15 protein-coding genes and 1 tRNA gene are annotated in these 20,451 nt (G+C 58.7%); 6 read left to right on the top strand and 10 right to left on the bottom strand.

Annotation, left to right across the window (positions count from 1 at the left end; genetic code table 11):
- Both murA and HB375_RS16005 read right to left on the bottom strand, forming a co-directional pair.
- Complete coding sequence (gene murA, locus HB375_RS16000) at positions 1–1,290, bottom strand: UDP-N-acetylglucosamine 1-carboxyvinyltransferase (protein ID WP_167674016.1); 1,290 nt, start codon at positions 1,288–1,290, stop codon at positions 1–3.
- Positions 1,291–1,343: 53 nt separating this feature from the next.
- Positions 1,344–1,511 (bottom strand): hypothetical protein, encoded by a 168-nt coding sequence (locus HB375_RS16005; RefSeq protein ID WP_167674017.1) that lies wholly within the window; start codon positions 1,509–1,511, stop codon positions 1,344–1,346.
- 153 nt (positions 1,512–1,664) lie between these two features.
- On the opposite strand from HB375_RS16005, the gene hemA reads away from it, so the two are divergent.
- The 3 genes from hemA (at position 1,665) to HB375_RS16020 (ending at position 4,688) form a co-directional block, all read left to right on the top strand.
- Complete coding sequence (hemA, locus tag HB375_RS16010; protein WP_167674088.1) at positions 1,665–2,891, top strand: 5-aminolevulinate synthase; 1,227 nt, start codon at positions 1,665–1,667, stop codon at positions 2,889–2,891.
- A 65-nt stretch (positions 2,892–2,956) separates the two neighbouring features.
- A tRNA-Thr gene (locus HB375_RS16015) sits at positions 2,957–3,031 on the top strand.
- A gap of 79 nt (positions 3,032–3,110) precedes the next feature.
- Positions 3,111–4,688, top strand: coding sequence for a DUF6538 domain-containing protein (locus HB375_RS16020; protein WP_167674018.1), 1,578 nt, complete (start codon positions 3,111–3,113; stop codon positions 4,686–4,688).
- 153 nt (positions 4,689–4,841) lie between these two features.
- Here the strand turns inward: HB375_RS16020 and HB375_RS16025 are convergent, their stop codons facing one another.
- The 3 genes from HB375_RS16025 to HB375_RS16035 form a co-directional block, all read right to left on the bottom strand.
- On the bottom strand, positions 4,842–6,035 hold the full coding sequence (locus HB375_RS16025; RefSeq protein WP_167674019.1) for an AAA family ATPase: 1,194 nt from the start codon (positions 6,033–6,035) through the stop codon (positions 4,842–4,844).
- Entirely contained in the window at positions 6,032–6,700 is a 669-nt protein-coding gene (locus tag HB375_RS16030) for a hypothetical protein (RefSeq protein ID WP_167674020.1), read from the bottom strand. Before HB375_RS16030 ends, HB375_RS16025 begins: the two co-directional genes overlap by 4 nt.
- A gap of 146 nt (positions 6,701–6,846) precedes the next feature.
- Positions 6,847–7,401 (bottom strand): recombinase family protein, encoded by a 555-nt coding sequence (locus HB375_RS16035; protein ID WP_167674021.1) that lies wholly within the window; start codon positions 7,399–7,401, stop codon positions 6,847–6,849.
- A gap of 525 nt (positions 7,402–7,926) precedes the next feature.
- On the opposite strand from HB375_RS16035, the gene HB375_RS16040 reads away from it, so the two are divergent.
- Positions 7,927–11,031, top strand: a complete 3,105-nt coding sequence (locus HB375_RS16040) for an SIR2 family protein (RefSeq protein WP_167674022.1) — start codon at positions 7,927–7,929, stop codon at positions 11,029–11,031.
- 675 nt (positions 11,032–11,706) lie between these two features.
- Complete coding sequence (locus HB375_RS16045; RefSeq protein WP_167674023.1) at positions 11,707–12,009, top strand: hypothetical protein; 303 nt, start codon at positions 11,707–11,709, stop codon at positions 12,007–12,009.
- Between the two features lie 124 nt (positions 12,010–12,133).
- Here HB375_RS16045 and HB375_RS16050 read toward each other — a convergent pair whose 3' ends face one another.
- Genes HB375_RS16050 through HB375_RS16060 form a run of 3 tightly spaced genes read right to left on the bottom strand, consistent with a single transcriptional unit; the run spans position 12,134 to position 16,121 of the window.
- Positions 12,134–13,426 (bottom strand): NAD(P)/FAD-dependent oxidoreductase, encoded by a 1,293-nt coding sequence (locus tag HB375_RS16050; RefSeq protein ID WP_167674024.1) that lies wholly within the window; start codon positions 13,424–13,426, stop codon positions 12,134–12,136.
- Positions 13,427–13,464: 38 nt separating this feature from the next.
- Positions 13,465–15,582, bottom strand: a complete 2,118-nt coding sequence (locus tag HB375_RS16055; RefSeq protein WP_167674025.1) for an adenylate/guanylate cyclase domain-containing protein — start codon at positions 15,580–15,582, stop codon at positions 13,465–13,467.
- A 32-nt stretch (positions 15,583–15,614) separates the two neighbouring features.
- Positions 15,615–16,121: a GAF domain-containing protein gene (locus tag HB375_RS16060; RefSeq protein ID WP_167674026.1), complete on the bottom strand. Its 507-nt coding sequence runs from the start codon at positions 16,119–16,121 to the stop codon at positions 15,615–15,617.
- Between the two features lie 187 nt (positions 16,122–16,308).
- On the opposite strand from HB375_RS16060, the gene HB375_RS16065 reads away from it, so the two are divergent.
- Positions 16,309–17,025, top strand: coding sequence for a Crp/Fnr family transcriptional regulator (locus HB375_RS16065; RefSeq protein ID WP_167674027.1), 717 nt, complete (start codon positions 16,309–16,311; stop codon positions 17,023–17,025).
- Here the strand turns inward: HB375_RS16065 and cydC are convergent.
- Together cydC and cydD are read right to left on the bottom strand one after the other, a co-directional pair.
- Positions 17,012–18,676, bottom strand: coding sequence for a thiol reductant ABC exporter subunit CydC (gene cydC / locus HB375_RS16070; protein ID WP_167674028.1), 1,665 nt, complete (start codon positions 18,674–18,676; stop codon positions 17,012–17,014). The genes HB375_RS16065 and cydC overlap by 14 nt on opposite strands.
- Positions 18,673–20,439, bottom strand: a complete 1,767-nt coding sequence (cydD, locus tag HB375_RS16075; protein WP_167674029.1) for a thiol reductant ABC exporter subunit CydD — start codon at positions 20,437–20,439, stop codon at positions 18,673–18,675. The genes cydC and cydD overlap by 4 nt, the downstream gene beginning before the upstream one ends.
- Positions 20,440–20,451 lie beyond the last annotated feature (12 nt).

Genomic DNA, 20,451 nt, shown 5'->3' on the forward strand with positions numbered 1-20,451 from the left:
TCAGCCCCGCAGCCGTTCGATCTCCGCTCCGCAGCGGGCGAGCTTGGTCTCGAGCGCCTCGAAGCCGCGATCCAGGTGATAGACCCGGTTGATCGTGGTTTCGCCCTCGGCGACGAGGCCGGCGATGACCAGAGACACCGAGGCTCGCAGGTCCGTCGCCATGACGGGGGCGCCCTTCAGCGCCGGAACACCTTCCACATAGGCACTGTCGCCATCGAGGCGGATCTTGGCGCCAAGGCGGGCCAGTTCCTGCACGTGCATGAAGCGGTTCTCGAAAATCGTCTCGCGGATGCGCGAGACGCCGTTCGCCCGCGTCATGAGAGCCATGAACTGGGCCTGGAGATCGGTCGGGAAGCCGGGGAACGGATCGGTCGTCACGTCGACGGAGGTCAGGCCGTTACCATTGCGTTTCACCCGGATACCGCCGGGGGTCGTGGATACCTCCGCACCGGTCTGGCCGAGGACGTCGAGGGCGAATTGCAGAAGTTCGGGCCGGGTATGCTCCAGCGTGACGTCGCCGCCGGTCATGGCGACGGCCATGGCGTAGGTGCCGGTCTCGATGCGGTCCGGCAGGACCTCGTGGGAGGCCCCGCCAAGGCGAGCAACGCCTTCCACCACGATTTCCGAGGTGCCCGCGCCTTCGATCTTCGCGCCCATCTTGATGAGGCAGTCGGCGAGATCGATCACCTCCGGCTCGCGGGCGGCGTTGCGAATCACGGTCGTGCCGCGGGCGAGCGTCGCCGCCATCAGCGCCACATGGGTGCCACCGACAGTCACTTTCGGGAACTCGATTTCCGCGCCAATGAGCCCCTTGGGGGCTTTTGCGACCACATAGCCGCCATCGATCTCGATGGTCGCGCCGAGCTTGGTCAGCGCCATGAGAAGCAGATCTACGGGGCGCGTGCCAATGGCGCAGCCGCCCGGCATGGACACCCGCGCCTCACCGAAACGGGCGACGAGAGGGGCGATGACCCAGAAGCTCGCTCGCATGGTGGAGACCAGCTCGTAAGGCGCGCAGGTGTCGATGACCGAACGGGCGGTCAGGCGAATCGTCTGCCCCGTCTCAGAGGTCTGACCCGGACGGCGCCCGGCGATGGAGTGGTCCACGCCGAAATTGCTCATGATGCGCAGGAGCGAGGAGATATCCGCCAGCCTCGGCACGTTGCCGAGTTCCAGGGCTTCATCGGTCAGAAGGCTCGCGATCATCAGCGGCAGGGCCGCGTTCTTCGCGCCCGAGATCGGGATCAAGCCGTTGAGAGGCGCGCCGCCCCGGATGCGAATGCGATCCATGAATCGTTCCTTTGCAATATCAACGCGAGCTATGCCGCCGCGGCCCTGCCGGGCTAGTCGGACGGCTTGTCGCGGTCGGAGGAGGCACCGGGCTCGCGGGTGGGAGACGCGGCGGATCCGGCCTGCTGCCGTCCGCGCGCCTGAGCCTTGCGCCGTTTAAGATTTTCTTTCAGCGCCGCCTTGAGACGGTCCGCTTTCTCTTGCGATTTCACGTCGGACATGGTTCACGCGACCCATCGTCGCCATGATCAATTAAAGGCTTCGCAATCGGCTCTCAATCAGAATATCAGTGATCCAGACTTTGAGCAGGATCAATGTCCTCTGGTCCCCGCCGCCCTAAATCCCGGGCATTGGGTCGCCGCATCGGTGAGATGATGGAATATCAAGACTTTTTCACGTCAGCCCTCGACCGCCTCCGGGAAGAGCGCCGTTATCGCGTCTTCGCGGACATCGAGCGTCTGGCAGGCCATTTCCCGGATGCGATCTGGCACAGCCCTGAGGGTCAGCTCCCCATCACCGTCTGGTGCTCCAACGATTATCTCGGCATGGGCCAGAACCGCGACGTGACCCGCGCCATGGTGGAAACCGCCTGGCGGCTCGGCACGGGCGCAGGCGGCACCCGCAACATCTCCGGCAACAGCCACCCCATGGTGGAATTGGAAGCCGAACTCGCCGACCTCCACGGCAAGGAGGCGGGCCTCGTCTTCACCTCGGGCTATGTGTCGAATCAGACTGGCATTTCCACGCTCGCGAAGCTCATTCCGAATTGCCTGATTCTCTCGGACGCCCTGAACCACAATTCGATGATCGAGGGCGTTCGCCAATCCGGCTGCGACAAGGCCATTTTCCGCCACAACGACCTGGCGCACCTGGAAGAACTGCTTCAGGCCGCCGGAGACCGGCCCAAGCTCATCGTGTTCGAGAGCGTCTATTCCATGGACGGAGACGTCTCGCCCATCCACGCGATCTGTGATCTGGCCGAGCGCTATAACGCCATGACCTATCTCGACGAGGTCCACGCGGTCGGCATGTACGGCCCGCGCGGCGGCGGCATCGCCGAGCGCGACGGGGCCATGCATCGGGTCGACGTGATCGAGGGCACCCTCGGCAAGGCCTTCGGCGTCATGGGCGGCTATCTCACCGGCTCCAAGGCCGTGATGGACGCGGTACGCAGCTTCGCGCCCGGCTTTATCTTCACCACCGCCTTGCCCCCGGCCATCGCCGCCGCCGCCACGGCCTCGATTCGCCACCTGAAGGCGTCCGACGTCGAGCGGCAGAAGCAGCAGCGCCAGGTCGCCCGGACCAAGGCCGTCCTGGCGAGTGCAGGCCTACCTCTGCTCGAGACGGCGACCCACATCATCCCGGTCATGGTCGGCAACGCCGAGGCCTGCAAGGCGGCTTGCGACCGGCTTCTCGACAAACACGGCATCTACATCCAGCCGATCAACTATCCCACGGTTCCCAAGGGAACGGAGCGCCTGCGGGTCACCGCCGGGCCATTCCATACGGATGCCCATATCGACGCGCTCGCCGCCGCCCTCGTCGAGGTCTGGACCGCTCTCGGGCTGCCCCTCCGGCCAAAAGCGCAGGCGGCCGAATAAAGATCGATTTCAAACCTTGCGTCGAGGTCCGCCCTGTGGCAGTAAGCGGCCCTCTTCGTTGGCGCGCTGCCGTAGCTCAGTGGTAGAGCACTCCCTTGGTAAGGGAGAGGTCGAGAGTTCAATCCTCTCTGGCAGCACCATCATTTCCCTTGAGAAACCAAGATCTTGTTGTAGAACAAGGCTTTGAGGCCGCCCCACTCGTACACATGGGCGGTACACATGGTTCTCAGGATGGCTTCTCCAATCCCCGACAAGACGAGCGGCATCTTTTATTTCCGCGTCCGCGTTCCAACTGATTTGCTCGCTCGAATCAAAGGCCAAACCGTCACTCTCCCAGTTGGCGAGGATTTGGTTTCAGTAACGGCCTCTGATGTGGTGAAATTGTCACTGCGCACCCGCGATCCGCGCAAGGCCAAAACATACTTCGTCGCCGCAAACGCGGCTCTCTCGGCTTATTGGGAGTCGATTCGGAAAGGGCCACGGAAGCTTTACCACAAGGAAGCCGTTGCGCTCTCTGGCGAAGTCTATCGCGCGTTTACCTCTGCCTTTGAGGACGAGCCGGGATCATACGAGCGTTGGGCCACCGTGCTCGATGACAATGAGGCGGCAAGAACCGGCAGTTACGGGAGAACCGCGCTGATGATCGGCGAAGTTGGGAAGGTCGACTACGCCATGGAGCGTCGTTTTGGGCCGATTGCGGACGCCGTGTTACGTGCAAAGGGCTTGGTCATTGACGATAAGAGCCGCCACCGCGTCATGGTGCAGGTCGGCGAGGCGCTGGATCAGGCCGCGCATCAACTCAAGAACTATGCGGATGGCGACTATACCGCTGATCCAAAAGCTGACCGGTTCGGTGAGTTCCAGACAGAGAAACAGAGGCGAATCGCTGCCCTAACCATTTCCGGTCTGTTCGATGCGTGGGAGAAAGAGGCGACGCATCTTCATCGAGCGAAGGCTACAATTAACCGTTATCGCTCGGTCTTCACGAATCTGCGTGTTTTCCTCAAGCATGATGACGCCACGAAGATTACGGCTGAGGACCTTGTCCGCTTCAAGGATGCGAGGCTGGCTGAGGGAATCTCAGGCAAGACCATCAAAGACGGCGACCTGGCGGCTCTCAAATCCGTTCTCGGTTGGGCCGCAGAGAATAAGCGTCTTCCCTCCAACCCTGCGGCTGAACTCACTGTGCGAGTGGCGAAACGAAAACTTGAGCGTGAGCGAGGATTCAATGACCAAGAGGCCAAGCATATTCTCAAGGCCGCCCTCGCCTACAGCAAGACGCCGAAGGAGAGCGCAGGTCTCGCGGTAGCCAAGAAGTGGGTTCCTTGGCTTTGCGCGTTCACAGGGTCCAGAGTCTCAGAAGTGACTGCTCTGAGGAAGGAGAGCTTTCGATCCGAGGGTGACGTTTCTGTAGTCCGTATCTTCGGAACGAAGACGGGTTCCTACCGCGATGTACCGCTCCATCCGCAGCTTGAAGCTGTCGGACTGTTGAACTTCGTTCGGCAAGCTTCATCCGGCCCCTTGTTTTACAGCGAGAAGGATCAAAAGGGGCGCGGCCCGGAATCTCAATCTGGGAAACTTGCGAAGTGGGTACGCTCACTCGGCATTGATGATCCGCGTGTCCAGCCCAATCACGGTTGGAGGCACAGGTTCACCACCGTTTCTCGCGCGGTCTCCATGGACCACGAGAAGCGTGAGTACATTGTCGGTCATCGTCTTCCCGGCCTCGGGAGCGTCTATGGCGATATGGCCGGGCTTTCGGCGGAGATAGGGAAGCTGCCGTGGTATGAAGTTTGAAATGTAAACCGTCACAAATGCAACCGGGACAACGGATTTGAGGACGAAGTAAACCTAAAGGTAAAACAAACAGGTTTACTTCGCCCTCATCAACGTCGGCAAACCGTTGCCCGACAAGGGTTTCGCCTAGGTTTACTCAGGCCGCCAAGTGGCTCAAAAATCGGGCGGCTCCTCGAAGGCTTGAAAGGCTTCATCCGGCTCATCTCGCCAACTCCCTCCCTCTGGGATAGGCGCAAACGTTTTGCCAATTTTCCGAAACTGCTTGCCCTTCGTTAGCCATTGGTTCACCTGTCGGTCAGTCCAAAGCCCGATCCTGATACCCTTCTCAATATCCTTGCCGATCATGGTCTTGGACAGACCATAGCAGTCCGACATTTCCTTCTGTGTCACGAACTCCCCGTTCGCCATACGCTCTTTCATGTCGTCGAGCCTGCTCAGACTTCCGGCTTCGTATTCCCATTCCTGCCGTGACTGCTCGCCTTCCTCATCGCTGCTGACGAGTTTCGCCACAACGTCGCGCACCCGCTTCTTCGGTCCACCGGCTCGCACCTTGTCCCATGTCACACGAAACTGGGCTTCACCGTGCTCAGCCTCTTCTTTCATCCGCTCAAGTTTGATGATGGTCTCGAACGTCGCGGCAAGCTTCGATGAACCACGGAAGTCACCACTTTTTCCCGCGTGATGGACGAGGATCGTCGCCACGCCTTGAACCTTCAAGTTGAGCAGAAACTGTTGAATGGCGTTGAAACTCGCCGCGCTGTTCTCATCCTCCACTTCACCAAGCGTCGAAAAGTTATCGAGGATCACAAGATCAAGCCTCCGCTCCGCGACCTGTCTGACGACGAACTTCATCCCGTCCTCGTCAGTGATGAGCGGAAACGGCGTACCGGGGTCTTGGTGCTGGCGAGCGAGAAACGACAGGTTTTTACCGGCTTGAGTTTTGTCGATGCCGGGAACAGCTTCGATGAGTGCTCTTGCTCTTTCCTGAATGTCTCCAATGTGCATTTCGCCATCGACATAAAGAACACGCCAAGGCTCTCCCGTTTCACGCTGGTCTGATTTCCAGCCTAGGAACTCTCCACCTCCCGCAACCGCAATGGCGAGCGACAGCGCAAACAGCGACTTACCCACGCCAGTGTCGGCATAGATCATGCAGCTTTCTTGCTCGCGCAACCACGGAAACAGAAGGTGTTGCCGCTCCGGAAACGAGCTTGAAAGAAGCAAGTCGAGCGTCGGCACTTTCAGCCTGTGCTCATTCCTCCGGCTCTTCCAAACCGCGATGGGATGACTGCTTTGGACCGCTCCATTTTCCTCAGGCTCAACATGCTTCACGGCAACCGCGCTCATTGCATATCCCCCAAGGCTTGACGGTAGTTTTTCAGCGCCTCTTGCCTCCGCTCATGGTCGCGCCGCTCCAACTTGGCAAAGTGCAAGCCAGCGACGCCCAACGCCTCGGCAAGCCATTGGCTGATGACTGCTACTGTCCTTGGCGCAAGGTCACGATAAACGCGCTTCGCCTTGCCGGTCTTGCAATCCGTCCAAGCATCGGAGTTAAGAGGCGTCAGTCCGCGAACGCGCCGCACCATCTGCGTCCGAAAGGCACTCTCGTTCTTGAAGCGACGCGGCTCTTGGTCCTGCATCACATAGATCGCCAACACCGTCTCAATGAGGTCCGCAACTTTCACGCCCTTGTTGAGCTTGAGGACCTCCCTCGCCGCCTCACGGCGAAACCGCACCATCGGCGTCCCCGCCTTGAAAGCCTGAATGATTGCCTCAGCGCGAGAGACAAGAGCCTTCCATTGCGCTTCAAACTGGCTTCGCAGAACTGTCCCTTGGTTCTTCGCAAAGCGAGCCACGACCAAAGCCCGATAGAGCTTCAAGTCTGCCTTGGTGATCGCCCGTTGCCCGATGGCTCCATGTCGACGGAGTTGAGCCTTGTGCGACGAGCAATAGACGCCGAAGCGAGAAGCAGCGCGGGAGCCGCATCCCGGCGCTCGACAAATGTAATTCATTCTCAGTTTTCCGTATCCACGCCCGAACAGACAGAACAGGCGCGAACGCGGATTGCCACGACAAGTAAAATTGAGTCAATATACAATTTTCAACTTAGCTTCCATGCGATTTGTAAGCCAAGCTCCAATTCAATTGCTAAGACATACTAAGATTTCAACGATGACAACACTCGATATACACTTGCAACACCTATATTCAACTCCTTGGCTACAGCCTCGCGGGTCATGCCCTTATCAACGAAACGTACAATCTCGTCAGCCATAGCCCTAGCCGTAGGCTTACGACCCTTATATTTGCCCTCACCCTTCGCCTTAGCGATGCCTTCACGTTGCCGCTCAAGCATTAGCTCACGCTCAAACTGAGCAATTGAGCCGAGCATATTCAGCATCAACTTGCCGGTCGGCGTTTCCGTATCGAGGTTGAGGTTGAGGACCCGTAGGGATGCGCCTTTGGTTTCAAGCTGCTTGGTGATGCTGACGAGATCGGCAACAGAACGCGCAAGCCGGTCGAGCTTTGTTACAACCAGAGTGTCGCCGTCTCGTGCATAGTCGATAGCCTCAGCCAGTGCCTTGCGGGGCCCTGTGGCGCTTGTCTGCTCTTGATAGAGCCGTTCAACGCCAGCGGCCTTTAGATCACGCTCCTGAGCCTCTAATCCGGCCTTCTGGTCCGTGGTGCTTGTCCTGGCATATCCGATAATCATCCGCGCCTCGCCCTATCAATATCGTCATAGACATTGAGATATGATCCTATCAAAATAGGAAAGTCAACGCATGTGATAGGTTGTAGGCAGGATTGAACGACCTATCACTAGGCCAAGGTCATCTAATAGACAGAAGCCTCTTAGTGCTTGAAGCAAAATGCTGGATTAGCAATCAAAATGGTGAAGCTTCAAAGCCCATCGTTCCGTTCCGCCTAGACTCCCGAAACTCCGATCAGCTGCCGCAGAAATTTAAAGCCGAGGATCTCCCCCACGGGGGGAAAACTCTACAAGCCGAGCATCGGTTAGGGATTAGAAATTTTTCTGACAAATCTGAAAAGGGCTCATCCACTCATTGAGGACGGAGCGGACTCACATCCTGGCAGCGGTGACGCTTTACTCCCGGCTCGGGTGCACGCTACTCTGGCAAACAATCCTAAGGTTGATCACCGGAATTTACCCTTCCATGAGATGCTGCGGGTCGAGAAACTCGGCCCTTTCCCGCTATGTGCAAAGATGAAGCTAATAATGAGAACGATAGAAGAAGCTCTAAATGAAACTTTGTTTCCTGGAAATAGGGCTGCCTTTTCGGGTCTGAAAGCAAAATGCGCTAGCGGTAACATCATCTGCCTAGTTGGGGCGGGAGCCAGTGCTCCGCTCTACCCAACGTGGACCGCTGCGCTGAGCGAGCTTCTCACAAAAGCTCAGGTCGAAGGTCGCATGTCGGACCCGACAGAGGCTGCGGAACTTCGGGCCCAAGTCCCAACCCAGCCGCTCGATGTTGCAAGCATGCTGGAAGACTACTTCGGTAAGCCTGTTTTCCGAGCTCGCCTTGCAGATATGTTTCGCGGGCATGACCAAGAATGCACAGCCAGTCACGAACTAATTGTTCGGCTCAATGCGAAGGGTATCGTGACGACTAACTACGACAATGGGCTCGATGTCGCGTTCAGCAAGTACACAGCGAGACCGCCCGTGACTATGCGTGCGCATGAAAAGTCCGAATTGACACGTTGGGTTCAAAACCGAGCGTTCGGTGAAGGCCGCTTGCCGATCTTCCATCTGCATGGAACTCCATCCAATCCAGATCAGATGATTTTCACGCTTGAGGACTACGACCGCTTTTATTCCGAGAAGGACACACAAACCCTCGTTGAGCAGTTGTGGCGATCAGAGAGCCTCGTGGCTATCGGGTTCGGGTTTGCCGATCCGTTTTTGACTCGAGTTGCGGAGCACACACTGCTTAGGCTTCCAACGGACACTCGCCATTTTGCTATCATCGGACATACCGGAAAAGAGCCAATTTCCAATCTTGCCCGGAAGCAATTCGCTAGAAAATACAGGCTTGACCCGATCTTCTATGAAGTTCGTGATAGCGAGCGCGGGGAGAATACTGATCATTCGGATCTTCAAATCATCCTGGAGGCACTAACGAACGTAGGCCGTGGCGGGTCTCTGGAAAGCGCAGAAACGAAAGGCACGGATGGTTCGGGTGCTTCAGTCATAACGGTGCAATCTGGCTCAACGTCTGTCAGCGCCTCTGCTCAGAATGTTCGGCGTGAGTTCGAGCAGCACCTACACTTCGCCCCGTCGGGGAGACTACTGTATGTTGAGCCCAGACTGGTTAAACCCGAACACGCTGCATCCGACACTGGAGCGGCAGAGTACGCGCCGGTCAGTATCGCTGATGTGCTTAAGTCTGATGCTTCCTACCTGATCTCAGCCAGACCAGAGTATGGTCTAAGCACGCTCTGCCGGCGCCTTTATAAAGATCTACTTCTTATGTCGGCTGAGGCCCATCTTAGGGACGCAGAGAGCCTTCCAAACTATAAGAAAAAGCTTCAAGAGGAATTCTCAGGCTCAAAAGGGAACGAGCCTCCCAAAGCTGTACTAATCTTAGATAATTTCGATCAAGAAAGGCATGAGAGACTACTAAAAGAGTTAGTTGGACTGAACTATTTCAGGCGCTTTATTCTTTGCTCGCAATCGCAAGGAGGGCGCAGTGGGGCAGGAGCTTCTGCCGACGCCCTCCCAATGAAGGCAGATGTTCTTATTCTTGAGCATCTTGACCGTACCGACATACGGAGTTTGGCTTCGGCGCTATACAATACCTCCGACCAAGATCTCGTCTCCACTGTGGTGGACAAAGTCTACAGTGACCTCTTAGATCTCTGCATACCCCTGACCCCCGGCAATGTGGTGATGTATCTCACTATTCTGCACCGTGAGGGTCATGAGGGAGATTTCCATCCCTTAAGCCGTGTCCAGATTATCGAGCGGTACATTCAGCAGCTGTTGAGGAGGCCAAGCGACGCCTACGCGGAATCTTTCAACACCAAGAACAAGTTGGACGTCGTCTCTGCATTCGTCTACGATCTGCACCTAAATTATAAGACGTACTTCAGCGACGCTGACTGGACGAGCTTCTGCCAAAAGTACAAGAATAAAGCACTAATGGGATTTGACGATAAGTCCCTTTTGTTAGACCTTGTCCAATCTAGAGTTGTCACCAAGATCGGCGCACATTACTATTTTAAATACAGGCTATTCTACAGCTATTTCTTAGGTTACTATGTTGCGAACAGGCCGACAGTCCTCGCTGATTTTATCAAACAGGAGGCCTATCTCTCAGCAGAGAGCCTAGTCGAGGTGATTTCTGGAATCGGCGCTGATAATACGGCACTCGTCACTGATTTAGTAACTAAACTCGACAGCTGCATCTCGGAGTTCAACAGCACTTACGGCTCAGAGAATGTAGACCCGTTTGAAGAGCTTGTGTGGCCAGTACATACAAAGGAGGAGGAGGAGCTCTGGCAACCGCTCGCTGCAAGGATAGAGGCGGGGCCTGCAAGCCAAGCCGAACTAGATCAGGTAAAAAGATCGCTCTTGGCAGAGAAGAGAACACACGACCAGACAGTGGTCCTCCGTAAATTTGATGAAATGGAACGGAGGTTAGTTGCCTATTGCAGCGAACTTAGAGAAGCACTGAAAAATAGCGATACTATTGATGGCAGCCTCAAAAAGCACGCTGTTGAGTCTCTGCTAGATTCAATGTTCGTGGTCTATCGTGTAGGAATAATGTACGCTCCTCTCATTGCAAAGTACCGTACGTACATCTGGAACGGCATAGTATTTCATAATACGATTGAGTATAGCCCTGAAGATAGAGATGATCAAGAAAAGAGAACTTTTATTGTTTTGATGTCGCTGGCTCATTCCTTCGCTGAGGGCTTTGCCAATACTACCGGGACCCGCAAGCTAAGCGAGGTGTTCAGGGTAATCGGGGTAGAAAATAAAGTTTCTGCTTATAAGCAGTATGTCAATTTTACTTGTTTGCTAAGATCAAAACCTCGTAATTGGAACGAATCCGTTGAACATATCCTAACGAATACACCGAGAACATCGTATTATCTCCGTAAAATGCTTGGAACCACATTCCGGCAATTCCATAGTGAGGTGAATACAGGACAGGACCGAGAACGGTTGAAGAGAATTGTCGCTTTCATCCGTGCTAAAAGGGACCTCAAGAAAGACAATCCTGGTGCTAAGCTCGTCAAAAATGTGCTTGGACAGCTAGAAGATCAGAAAGCCTTCGAGCCCAATAAGGACAAGCCGAGCGGGTCGGCGGACTAGAGATGCAGGATGCAAGCCCTCAGAACTGGCTTTGGCTTGACGGAGGCACAACCTCTCGCCGGAGGGGTCAAGGCGACAAGCCGAATCAATCACTTGCCAGGGGAGGTGGCGAGTACTCTCCTGGGCAGTAAGCTCTCGTTACCTACAGGACCCAGTTTCTCGGGCTTCCTGTCCGAGACTAGCTAACGTTCCGAAAGGCGCGGCGCATGCGTCGCCTTTGACGAAGCCTGTATTGCGATGTTGATCTTGATACACGCCGCTGGTACACAAGCCGAGATGCGCGGTCGAAAAAGACTTTGTTTTTCAATTGAAATGTGACTGCTCGTCAGAGTTCAATCCTCTCTGGCAGCACCATCGACTTTCCTTGATTGCGGGCTCTCAGGAGGAACCGCAATGTCCTCTCTTCAATTCAGCGCATGGAACATCGCCAGAATCTGGGGCTGAAGCGGTACGTTTTGCGCAAACGCTCCTCCGGCCTTTCTGGCTCCCCAAGCGATCCATCCCCGACACGAATCTGCCGCGTTTGACCGATCTCTTGATCGGGGACGCACCTTTGACAGCCCCCGGCATGGAGGATAGTTATCCTATGAAGTGCATGAGTCCCATACGTGGCTTGAGAAAAAACTTTCGCTGCGTCACACTGGAGCCAGCCCTTGCCACGGGAGGGGGGCCTTAATGAAGAAGTTCGACGACGATTATGCACGGCGAGTCCGAGAGGGGTGCTTCAAGGCAATCCTCGACGCCTCGGTGAAAGATGGCATGATTCGCCTCAATGAACATGAAATCTATGATGGCGTCGTCTGCGCCATCGCCATGATCCATTCAGCGCAGGATCATACGCCGTCGGAAGAACAAACCGCGATGTTGTCTGAAGCCATCGCGCGCCATTTTCGCGAGAGAGTCGCGGAGATGCTCAGAGCCAAAGAACTCGACCAGCCGTCATTACGACGCGCCGGCGGGACCAAAAAAATAAACTAACGTCCCCGGACGAACACCCAGAGTGTACGGACATGAGGTCCGGCACGCTGAGGCTCCGGATTGGACCAACTGTTTTCAAACGAATTCTGCAAAATGTCTGCGATGACGTGACGGCCTCAGCCTGTCATGCGGAGCCCCGCTCTCTCAACGCATCCGCCGCCTGGTACGACCAATACGTCAACTGCACCGCGGCGCGCCCGAAAATTCCACCGTTCCACGCAAGGCCGAAGGGCTTGAAGAGCCGGTAGCGGTCGCTCTCCCCGGCAATCCCCTCTGCAATCACCGTGCCACCAATCGCCGTCGTGTTCATGCCGTGACCGCCGAAGGCAGTGCAGAACCACACGCCCGGCTTCAACTGCCCGATCTGCGGCATGAGATGTCGTGCGTAGGACATGAGGCCGGACCACGCGACATCGACCTTCAGATCGGCAAGTTGCGGATAGGTCGTCACCATTTCCCGCCGCAGCAGCGCGGCGATGTCGGCCGGGTCCGTCGTCCGCGTGGTGATCCGACCGCCCCAGAGGATACGGTTTCCGCCATCGACGAGACGATAATAGTCCCCTGCCCGGCGATCATCGAGCACCGCCGCCGAGGTGCGAATGGCGCTGCGCACGAGATCCGGCGCGGACTCGGTCAGAAGCACGTAAGTCGCAATCGGCAGATAGGATGCTTTCAATGCTGGCAGGATACCGCTGGTATAGCCGCCGGTGGTGAACAGCACATCCCGCGCCTCGACCTCCGCATCCTTCGTCTTCAGAATCTTGCGCGGCCCATCGAGATGCACCGATAGGACGGGCGAATTTTCATGGATCGCAGCGCCGAGGCGAACCGCCTCGCGGGCAAGCGCGCGGCCGTAGTTCAGCGGATGGAAATGGAACGCCCCGTCATCGAGCAGAGCCTCGTGATATTTCGGAGAGGCAAAAAGATCTCTCGTTTCCTCGCGAGTTAGATAGCGCGTGGTCTGTCCAAAGTCCCGTTCCTGCCGATCGCGCGCGGCGCGAAGAGCCCCTTTCGAATCGTAGCGAAGGGCCTTGGCGATACCAGGAACGGGCTGAGCCTCGACGATACCGAGATCGGCGATATGGCGGCGAACGATGTCGACGCCTTCCATGGAGAGCCGAAAAAGCTCTTTAGCCTGATCCGGCCCGACCTTGCGCTCGATGGCATTCAGCCCCGTCGCGTAGCCGGCAGAGACGAAGCCGCCATTGCGCCCGGAGGCTCCCCACGCGACGCGCTGCGCCTCGAGCAGTACGACGGAGCGCCCCGCGCGCACGAGTTTCAGCGCCGCCGTCAGGCCGGCCAAGCCGCCGCCGACGATGCAGACATCCGCCTCGAGGCGGCCTACGGCGCTGGGATACGACTCTGGTGTCGCGAGGGTCCGGCTGTAATAGCAATCGATGTAAGACGGGGCGTTCATTTCAAAAATGGCTTTGGCGCGTGAAGAGTGACGGAAGCTCATGTGGTCTGGAGCGTTCCGAGATTAGCACGACACCGGTCGAGATAAACGCGAAACAGAATATCGTCAGGTGCGGCTTCAACCAGTTTTTCAAGGAGCCCCAAAGCCGTCTGCCAATCGCCGGCTTCGCAGAGCGCGCGCACGACCTCCCAAGCCTCCAGGGTTTCGAGACGTTCGGGGACTGGCGCAAGTTCCGGCTCGTCCGGACGCATCGCGCCGAGAAGCTCGTAAACCGCCATGGGACGATGCGCGCCTTCCGGGACCGTGCGGTCGACGAAGCGGAAGAGATAGTTTTCGCCCGCCGCCGCGCAGACATCCTCGCTGACGAGGATCGTCGTGCCGTAGCGCTTGTTCAGCTTTTCGAAGCGCGAGGCCATATTCACCGTGTGGCCGAGCACCGTATAGTTGACCCGGTCAACCGAGCCGACATTGCCGACAACCGCGTCGCCCGTGTGCATGCCGAAGCGGGTGCGCATGGGCGCTCCGCCTTCAGCCACGAACTTCGCATTGAGCCGTTCAAGCCGGTGCGAAGCCCGCAACGCGCCGAGACACGCGGCGGCGACATGATCCTGCCGCTCGTCAGGCGCGTTCCAGAACGCCATGATGCTGTCGCCGATATATTTATCGATGGTCGCGCCGGAGCGGACGAGCTCATTCCCGATCTCGCTGAAATAGCGCGAGGTCTTGGCCATGACCTCTTCAGGGTCGAGCCCCTCCGCCATGGTGGTGAAACCGGCGACGTCCGAAAATAGCACCGTGACCGGCTGGCGCTTGCCGCCGAGATCCGCCGAGAACTTGCGCCCGATGATGCGCCGCACGAGGGCGTCGGGCACATAACGCATGAAATTCATCAACGCGATTTCAAGCGTGTCGATGGCCCGCGACAATTCCCCGACTTCAATGATGCGCGATGGGGCGCGGCGCGTGTGACCGAATTCGAACTTCATGATGCGGCCGATATCCTCAGTCGCCTTGCGCAATGGCAAAGCAAGACGCCGGGAGGCCAAAAGAACGATCAACAGCGCCAAAAGGACGGAGGCCGCACTGATGAGGAGCAGGCCCGAACGGATCTGCTGCGCCGGACCGATCATGATGTCGTAAGGGATCGCAAGACTGACGAACAGGTTGTCGACGCCCTCCCCGACTCGCTCCGTCCGTCCGAAATACTCGTCGCCATTCACCGAGAAGGAAGCGCTTTGGCCCAAGCTGTCATGATTCTGCTGGAAGGTTTTGAACATGCCGGTGAGCAGTGGTGACCGGGCATCGTCCACCGTCAGAAGCTTTCCCGACCGGTCCGGCAGCGCAGCTCGATAGGCCGCGCCCCTCGGATGAGCGATCAACACACCGGAATTGTCGAAGACCAGCAATTCGAGTTCGGCCGGGATGCGCAGCTTCTCGAGATAGAGGTCGAGGCTCGCCAGCGTCATATCGATGCCGAAGACCGCATCCTCCTGCTGTCGCGACTGGCGCGCCAGCGTGATGCCGACCTCGGGCACACTGGCGAAGCGGTAAGGCGGCGTGATGATCATGCCGGGGCTTTGCAGGCTCGCCCGATACCAGGGCCGCCGACGCGGATCGAATTCGGACGGCTGGGGCGGAATGCGCCGAAGCTCTTTTCCCTCACGATCGGTTACGACCCAGCGCGCGGTGTGCTGGCTCGAAGAATTCTCGATGATCATGAAGGCATAGGCAGCGCCTTCTATGCCGGTGCCGATTTCGTGCGGCCATTTCCCCGTGAGGCTCTGGACGACGATATGACTTCCGTCGCCACGGCCGATGAAGATGCCCATGGCTGCGGGAAGCGCATCGTCCAGGTCTTTCAGAATGGAAATGAGGAGCCCGCCCAATTGCTCGGAGGGCAGGTTCGGATCGAGCGTGAGCGATGCCGTGTCCAGGACGGAGCCTGCAATGTGCAAGCTGCCGGAGATTTCATCGCGAACGTTGTTGGAGATGCGCTGGAAATCGTCTTCCGCGTCGCGGACCGTCAGCTTCGTCAGCTGGTAATGGTTGAAGCCGATCAGGGCCGACGAGATCGCCAGAACGACGAGAGTGAAGACAAGGGCGACGACCGCCTGCAGAGACCAACGAAAAGATTGACCGTCCGCGCGCCGCATCATTCTTCATCCATGCGGTGGCGTCTCGGCCACCTCTAAAATCCATGCCCCGAAAAATCGGTGGCTTCGAGAAAGATCTGCACGAGTCTTTCACATCCCTCCCGGTCGGCCTCGTCGAACCGGGATGGCGAGGGGCTGTCGAGGTCAAGGACGCCCAAGGTCCGTCCCTGCTTGATCAGCGGCACGACCAGTTCCGAACGGGAGGCGCTGTCACAGGCGATGTGCCCCGGAAAGGCATGGACATCAGGCACCAGGACCGACGCCTCGCGCTCCACCGCCGTGCCGCAGACCCCGCGTCCGATGGGGATACGAACGCAGGCGACCTTGCCCTGGAACGGCCCCAGAACGAGCTCCTTCCCACGCAGAATATAGAACCCAGCCCAGTTCAGATCCGGAAGAAGGTCATAGAGCAGCGCCGACATGTTGGCGGCGTTGGCGATGGGATCGGTTTCTCCCTCCAGCAACCCCGAAAGCTGCTGGGCAAGGGATGCATAGGCGTCCTGCTTGTTGCCGGACAGGGGAAGGGCAGTCGTTGCAAACATTCCGTTGATTTATGGAGATCCCCCGGCCTTGTCCAGGCGCGTGAAGCGCAGATACCTGACACCGGCCGGTTTATCGGCTCTGCTCGGCAAAACAGACCCTGCGGTCATTTGTTGCGAGACAGAACGGCCCGAATAGTGGAAAAGATACCTGCCCAACCGCTCTGAGTCCCGTCCGCCCGGCTCCATTATGTCATTACCCTATCGCGATCCTTGTAAGGCCTGCCTGAACTGCGATGTGAGGCGCAAAGCGGTCTGCTCGGCCCTGAAGGACGACGAGGTAGGCGAACTCGAGCGCGTCATGAGCTTCGTCAAGCTCGAGGCGAACCAGATCCTGCTGGAGGAAGGCGAGCCGCGCCGCCGGGTCTACAGCCTGACTTCCGGCATGCTGCGTCTGTCGCTTGCCCTGCCCGATGGCCGCCGCCAGATCACCGGCTTCCTGATGCCCGGCGATTTTCTGGGCCTTGCCGATGATGATACTTATTCGCAGACCGCAGAGGCAGTCATCCCCTCCGGCCTCTGCTCCTTCTCCGTGCGCGACATGGACCAACTGATGGAGCGGTTCCCCCATCTGAAGGATCGGCTGCATCTTATGACGCGGGCAGCCCTTCGCCAGGCACGGGAAACACAAATGATTTTGGGGCGGCTCGCGCCATCTGAAAAAGTCGCGTCCTTCCTGCTCATCATGTCGAACCGCGCTGCCGCGCATGGCTTGCCGGAAAGCCCGGTCCATCTGCCGATGACCCGCACCGACATCGCGGATTATCTCGGCTTGACCATCGAAACGGTGAGTCGCACTTTCACGAAGCTGAAGACGCAAGGGCTTATCCACCTGCCCGATCCGCATTCCGTCGAAATCGCCGACAAGGCCCGGCTCGCGACAGTCGCGGGCATTACGCTTCACTGAGAGACAAACGTCCATTGTCCAGCCGATAGACGCGCTCGACCATGCCAGGCGCGAGTTTCGCGTGGGTGGCGATCAGCACCGTCCGTCCGCTCGTTGCAGCCGAGAGGTCGGACAGGAAGTCCCGCTCGGTCTCGGGATCGAGTCCACTCGTCGGCTCGTCAAGCGCGATGATGCTGGCCTGCGACAGAAGAACCCGCGCGAGGCAGAGACGCCGCGCTTGTCCCGCCGAGAGCGTACGCCCCGCCTCCCCTAGCCAAGTCTCAAGCCCATCGGGCAGCGTGCTGACGAAGGCATCGAGCCGCGCGGCCGTGAGCGCGCGCCGGCAATCCTCCGAATTTGCATCAGGCTTTCCGATTAAAAGATTATCGCGGATGGTGCCGAGAAAGACCGGCGTATCCTGACTGAGCAGCGCCACGCGCCGATGCAGATCGGCCTGCACAACCTGAGCGACGTTTTCGCCCGCAACACGCACCGTTCCAGCCTGGGCATCTGCAAGCCTGAGGAGAAGGCTGAGAATGGTGGACTTGCCGCTGCCGCTCGCACCAATGAGTGCGACGCGTTCGCCAGCGCCCACTTGCAGATTCACCTCGTCGAGCACGGGGCGATGAGGAACGTAGCCGAAGCACACATTCTCGAATGTGACGCTGCCGCCTTGAGGCAGCTCCTTCGGCGCATCCACATCCCGAACGGCGGGTGCCGTTTCCGACAGCGCTTTCACGCGCTGCGCCGCTGCTTGCGCTGCGCCCAAGCGGCTCGCACTCCTGACGATGGAGAGGGCGACCTCGAAGCTCCCCAACGACGCCAGCAACAACCCGACCAGCAGCGGGCCACCAAGCGCGCCGGCGCTGTGCGCATCGAGACCAATCCACAAGAGGCCCACCAGCGTTACGCCAGCAAAAAGCTGCACGAGCGCGTTGCCGATGGCAGCGATAGTCGCCTGCCGTGTCTTCGCGCGTTGAAGGTGGGCGCTTGCATCAGTGAATGTCTGCTGCGCCCAGGCGGTCGCGCCAAGAGCGCGCAGGTCCGTGTGCCCCTCGACGCCATCGAGAACCGCCATGCGCAGATCGGCCGATGCGCCCACCGCTGCCTCGCCCGGCGCTATCGCGGCGAGAACAAGAATAGCGGGTAAAACCAGAGACGCGCCGAAAAAGCCAAGCTCATAAACGAGGCCTGCGCCCTGCAAATACCACGCGAGCACTGCCGTCATCGCTGTGCCTAGAACCAGTGCCGTTGCGATGGGGCCGAGCGCGGAAAGAAAAACCGTGTCGAGTGCATCGATATCGGCGGTCAGGCGCGAGACGAGATCACCACGTCGCCAAGCCTTGCCCTGAAGCGGAACGCGAGGAATAAGGCGACGGAACTGCCAGCCCCGCAGATCCGCGAGAAGACGCAAAGTCGCGTCGTGACCCACCAGTTTTTCGCCATAGCGCGACACGATACGCAGGAACGAAAAGCCGCGCACCAGCGCCGAAGGGCCGAAGAGGTTGAAGGCGACGCCTGCAGTGGTAAGGGCCGCACCGGTCAGAAACCAACCCGAGACGCCAAGCAAGCCCACGCCTGCCCCAAGCGTTAGCACAGACAACGCGATCGCCAGCAGAAACGCACCACTGCGATGGGCGAAGAAGGGCGAAAAGGAGAAAAGCGCTTTCATGCGGCGCTCCTCCGCATGTCGGTCTTTGCTGGAACGACTTTTCCATCCGCGATGTGGAACACACGATCCACGACGGCCGCGACCTTTTGCGAATGCGTCGCGACGATCAGCGTGCGGCCCTTGGCGAAAACGCGGATCGCGTCGATGACACGCGCCTCCGTTTCCACATCAAGATGCGCGGTCGGCTCATCGAGCAGGATGAGGGCGGGATCGCGCAGGAAGATGCGCGCCAGCGCCACGCGATGCGCCTCGCCGCCCGACAGGCCGACGCCGCCATCGCCGATGATGGTCTCAAGGCCCTGATCCAAGAGATCGGCAAATGCGAGGACCTGGGCCTTCTCGGCGGCAGTGCGCACCTCCTCATCGGACGCATCGCGACGCCCTAAGCGGATATTGTCGGCGATGGAACCTTGAAACAGACGCGGCCTTTGACCGAGAAAGGCGATGCGGTTTCGTAAGTCCTCTTCTTTGATATCCTGCAGATCCTGAACGCCGAGAACGATGCCTCCCTCATAGGTGCGCAAGCGCGCCAGCGCTTCGAGTAGGGTCGATTTTCCGATGCCGCTTTGGCCCAGGATCGCAACCTGCTCGCCAGAAGAAATCGAAAAACCCGCTTCATCGAACACGAGATGTCGGCCATCAGGTGTTTTCATCGTGAGGCTGGAAACGGCAACCGATATGGCTTGTACGAGTGCAGCATCACCCGCGGGTCTGACCGGTGCCTCGCGTTCACTCAGATCGGGCAACGCATCGAACAGGATCGCCATTTCCGCGACTGCCGCCTTGGCCGCGGCGCGATCATGATAGTGCACGGCAAGCTGGCGCAGCGGGAAATAGACTTCCGGTGCCATGAGTAGGCAGAAGAGACCGGCCTGCAAGGTCAGTGGCGTCGTGCGAAAATCGATCAGCCCGAGATAGGTCAAACCGACATAGACCGCGACGCCCGCAACGCCGAGCGCGGCGAAAAATTCCAGCACCGCCGAGGACAGGAACGCGACCTTGAGCACACCAAGCGTGCGCCGCCGCAATTCGTCACTCGCGGCCTCGACATGCGCGGCCTCGGCCTCCGCCCGGCCGAAAAGTTTGAGTGTCACGATGCCTCGCAGCCGGTCCGCAAACAGGCCCGACAATCGCGCCATGGCCCGGACATGACTGCGGCTCGCCGCTTCTGCCCCCCACCCGACAAGCGCCATAAAGACAGGAATAAGCGGGGCGGTCACGAGGAAAAGCAGGCCGACCACCGGCTCGACAGGAAGCACGACGACGGCAAAGGCGAGAGGCAGGATTGCGGCGGCCACCAGCGCGGGTATGAACCGGGCAAAGAACCCCTCTAACGCCTCGACCTGATCCACGATCATGCTGGCAATGGCCCCGGAGGGACGCGCCGCCGTCCAGGCCGGGCTTTCATCGAGGAGCCGCGTGAAAAGCGCCGCCCGTAAGCGGGACTTGATAGTCTCGGCCGCACTCGCCCCCGCTCGCTCGCTGACGAAAGCCAAAGCGGCGCGCAGGCCGATGAGGCCCCCAATAGCCAAGATCGACGGCAGCAGAGTTACACGGTCGGCCCGCCCGATGATTGCGTCATGCAGCACGGACGCGAGCAGACTGGCCTGGAGGATAAGGAGCGCGCCGCCGATCAGGGGCGCGAGGACGGAGGCTGCGACAAGGGCGCGCGCCTGCCGCCAGAGGCCCGACATCCAGCGCGCCTGACGCCTGTCAGGGGCCCCGCTGGGGCCGCCAATGCCCTTTGCGGCATCATTCTCCATGCCTCTACATCC

The sequence above is a fragment of the Microvirga terricola genome, from assembly GCF_011777495.1.
Lineage (GTDB): Bacteria > Pseudomonadota > Alphaproteobacteria > Rhizobiales > Beijerinckiaceae > Microvirga > Microvirga terricola.

What these genes read in the sequence shown, in the direction of transcription:
- HB375_RS16005 (WP_167674017.1), bottom strand. Translation starts at nt 1,511, where the DNA reads ATGTCCGACGTGAAATCGCAAGAGAAAGCGGACCGTCTCAAGGCGGCG.
- HB375_RS16020 (WP_167674018.1), top strand. Translation starts at nt 3,111, where the DNA reads ATGGTTCTCAGGATGGCTTCTCCAATCCCCGACAAGACGAGCGGCATC.
- HB375_RS16060 (WP_167674026.1), bottom strand. Translation starts at nt 16,121, where the DNA reads ATGTTTGCAACGACTGCCCTTCCCCTGTCCGGCAACAAGCAGGACGCC.
- HB375_RS16035 (WP_167674021.1), bottom strand. Translation starts at nt 7,401, where the DNA reads ATGATTATCGGATATGCCAGGACAAGCACCACGGACCAGAAGGCCGGA.
- HB375_RS16055 (WP_167674025.1), bottom strand. Translation starts at nt 15,582, where the DNA reads ATGATGCGGCGCGCGGACGGTCAATCTTTTCGTTGGTCTCTGCAGGCG.
- HB375_RS16045 (WP_167674023.1), top strand. Translation starts at nt 11,707, where the DNA reads ATGAAGAAGTTCGACGACGATTATGCACGGCGAGTCCGAGAGGGGTGC.
- cydC (WP_167674028.1), bottom strand. Translation starts at nt 18,676, where the DNA reads ATGAAAGCGCTTTTCTCCTTTTCGCCCTTCTTCGCCCATCGCAGTGGT.
- HB375_RS16025 (WP_167674019.1), bottom strand. Translation starts at nt 6,035, where the DNA reads ATGAGCGCGGTTGCCGTGAAGCATGTTGAGCCTGAGGAAAATGGAGCG.
- hemA (WP_167674088.1), top strand. Translation starts at nt 1,665, where the DNA reads ATGGAATATCAAGACTTTTTCACGTCAGCCCTCGACCGCCTCCGGGAA.
- HB375_RS16030 (WP_167674020.1), bottom strand. Translation starts at nt 6,700, where the DNA reads ATGAATTACATTTGTCGAGCGCCGGGATGCGGCTCCCGCGCTGCTTCT.
- HB375_RS16065 (WP_167674027.1), top strand. Translation starts at nt 16,309, where the DNA reads ATGTCATTACCCTATCGCGATCCTTGTAAGGCCTGCCTGAACTGCGAT.
- HB375_RS16040 (WP_167674022.1), top strand. Translation starts at nt 7,927, where the DNA reads ATGAGAACGATAGAAGAAGCTCTAAATGAAACTTTGTTTCCTGGAAAT.
- murA (WP_167674016.1), bottom strand. Translation starts at nt 1,290, where the DNA reads ATGGATCGCATTCGCATCCGGGGCGGCGCGCCTCTCAACGGCTTGATC.
- cydD (WP_167674029.1), bottom strand. Translation starts at nt 20,439, where the DNA reads ATGGAGAATGATGCCGCAAAGGGCATTGGCGGCCCCAGCGGGGCCCCT.
- HB375_RS16050 (WP_167674024.1), bottom strand. Translation starts at nt 13,426, where the DNA reads ATGAACGCCCCGTCTTACATCGATTGCTATTACAGCCGGACCCTCGCG.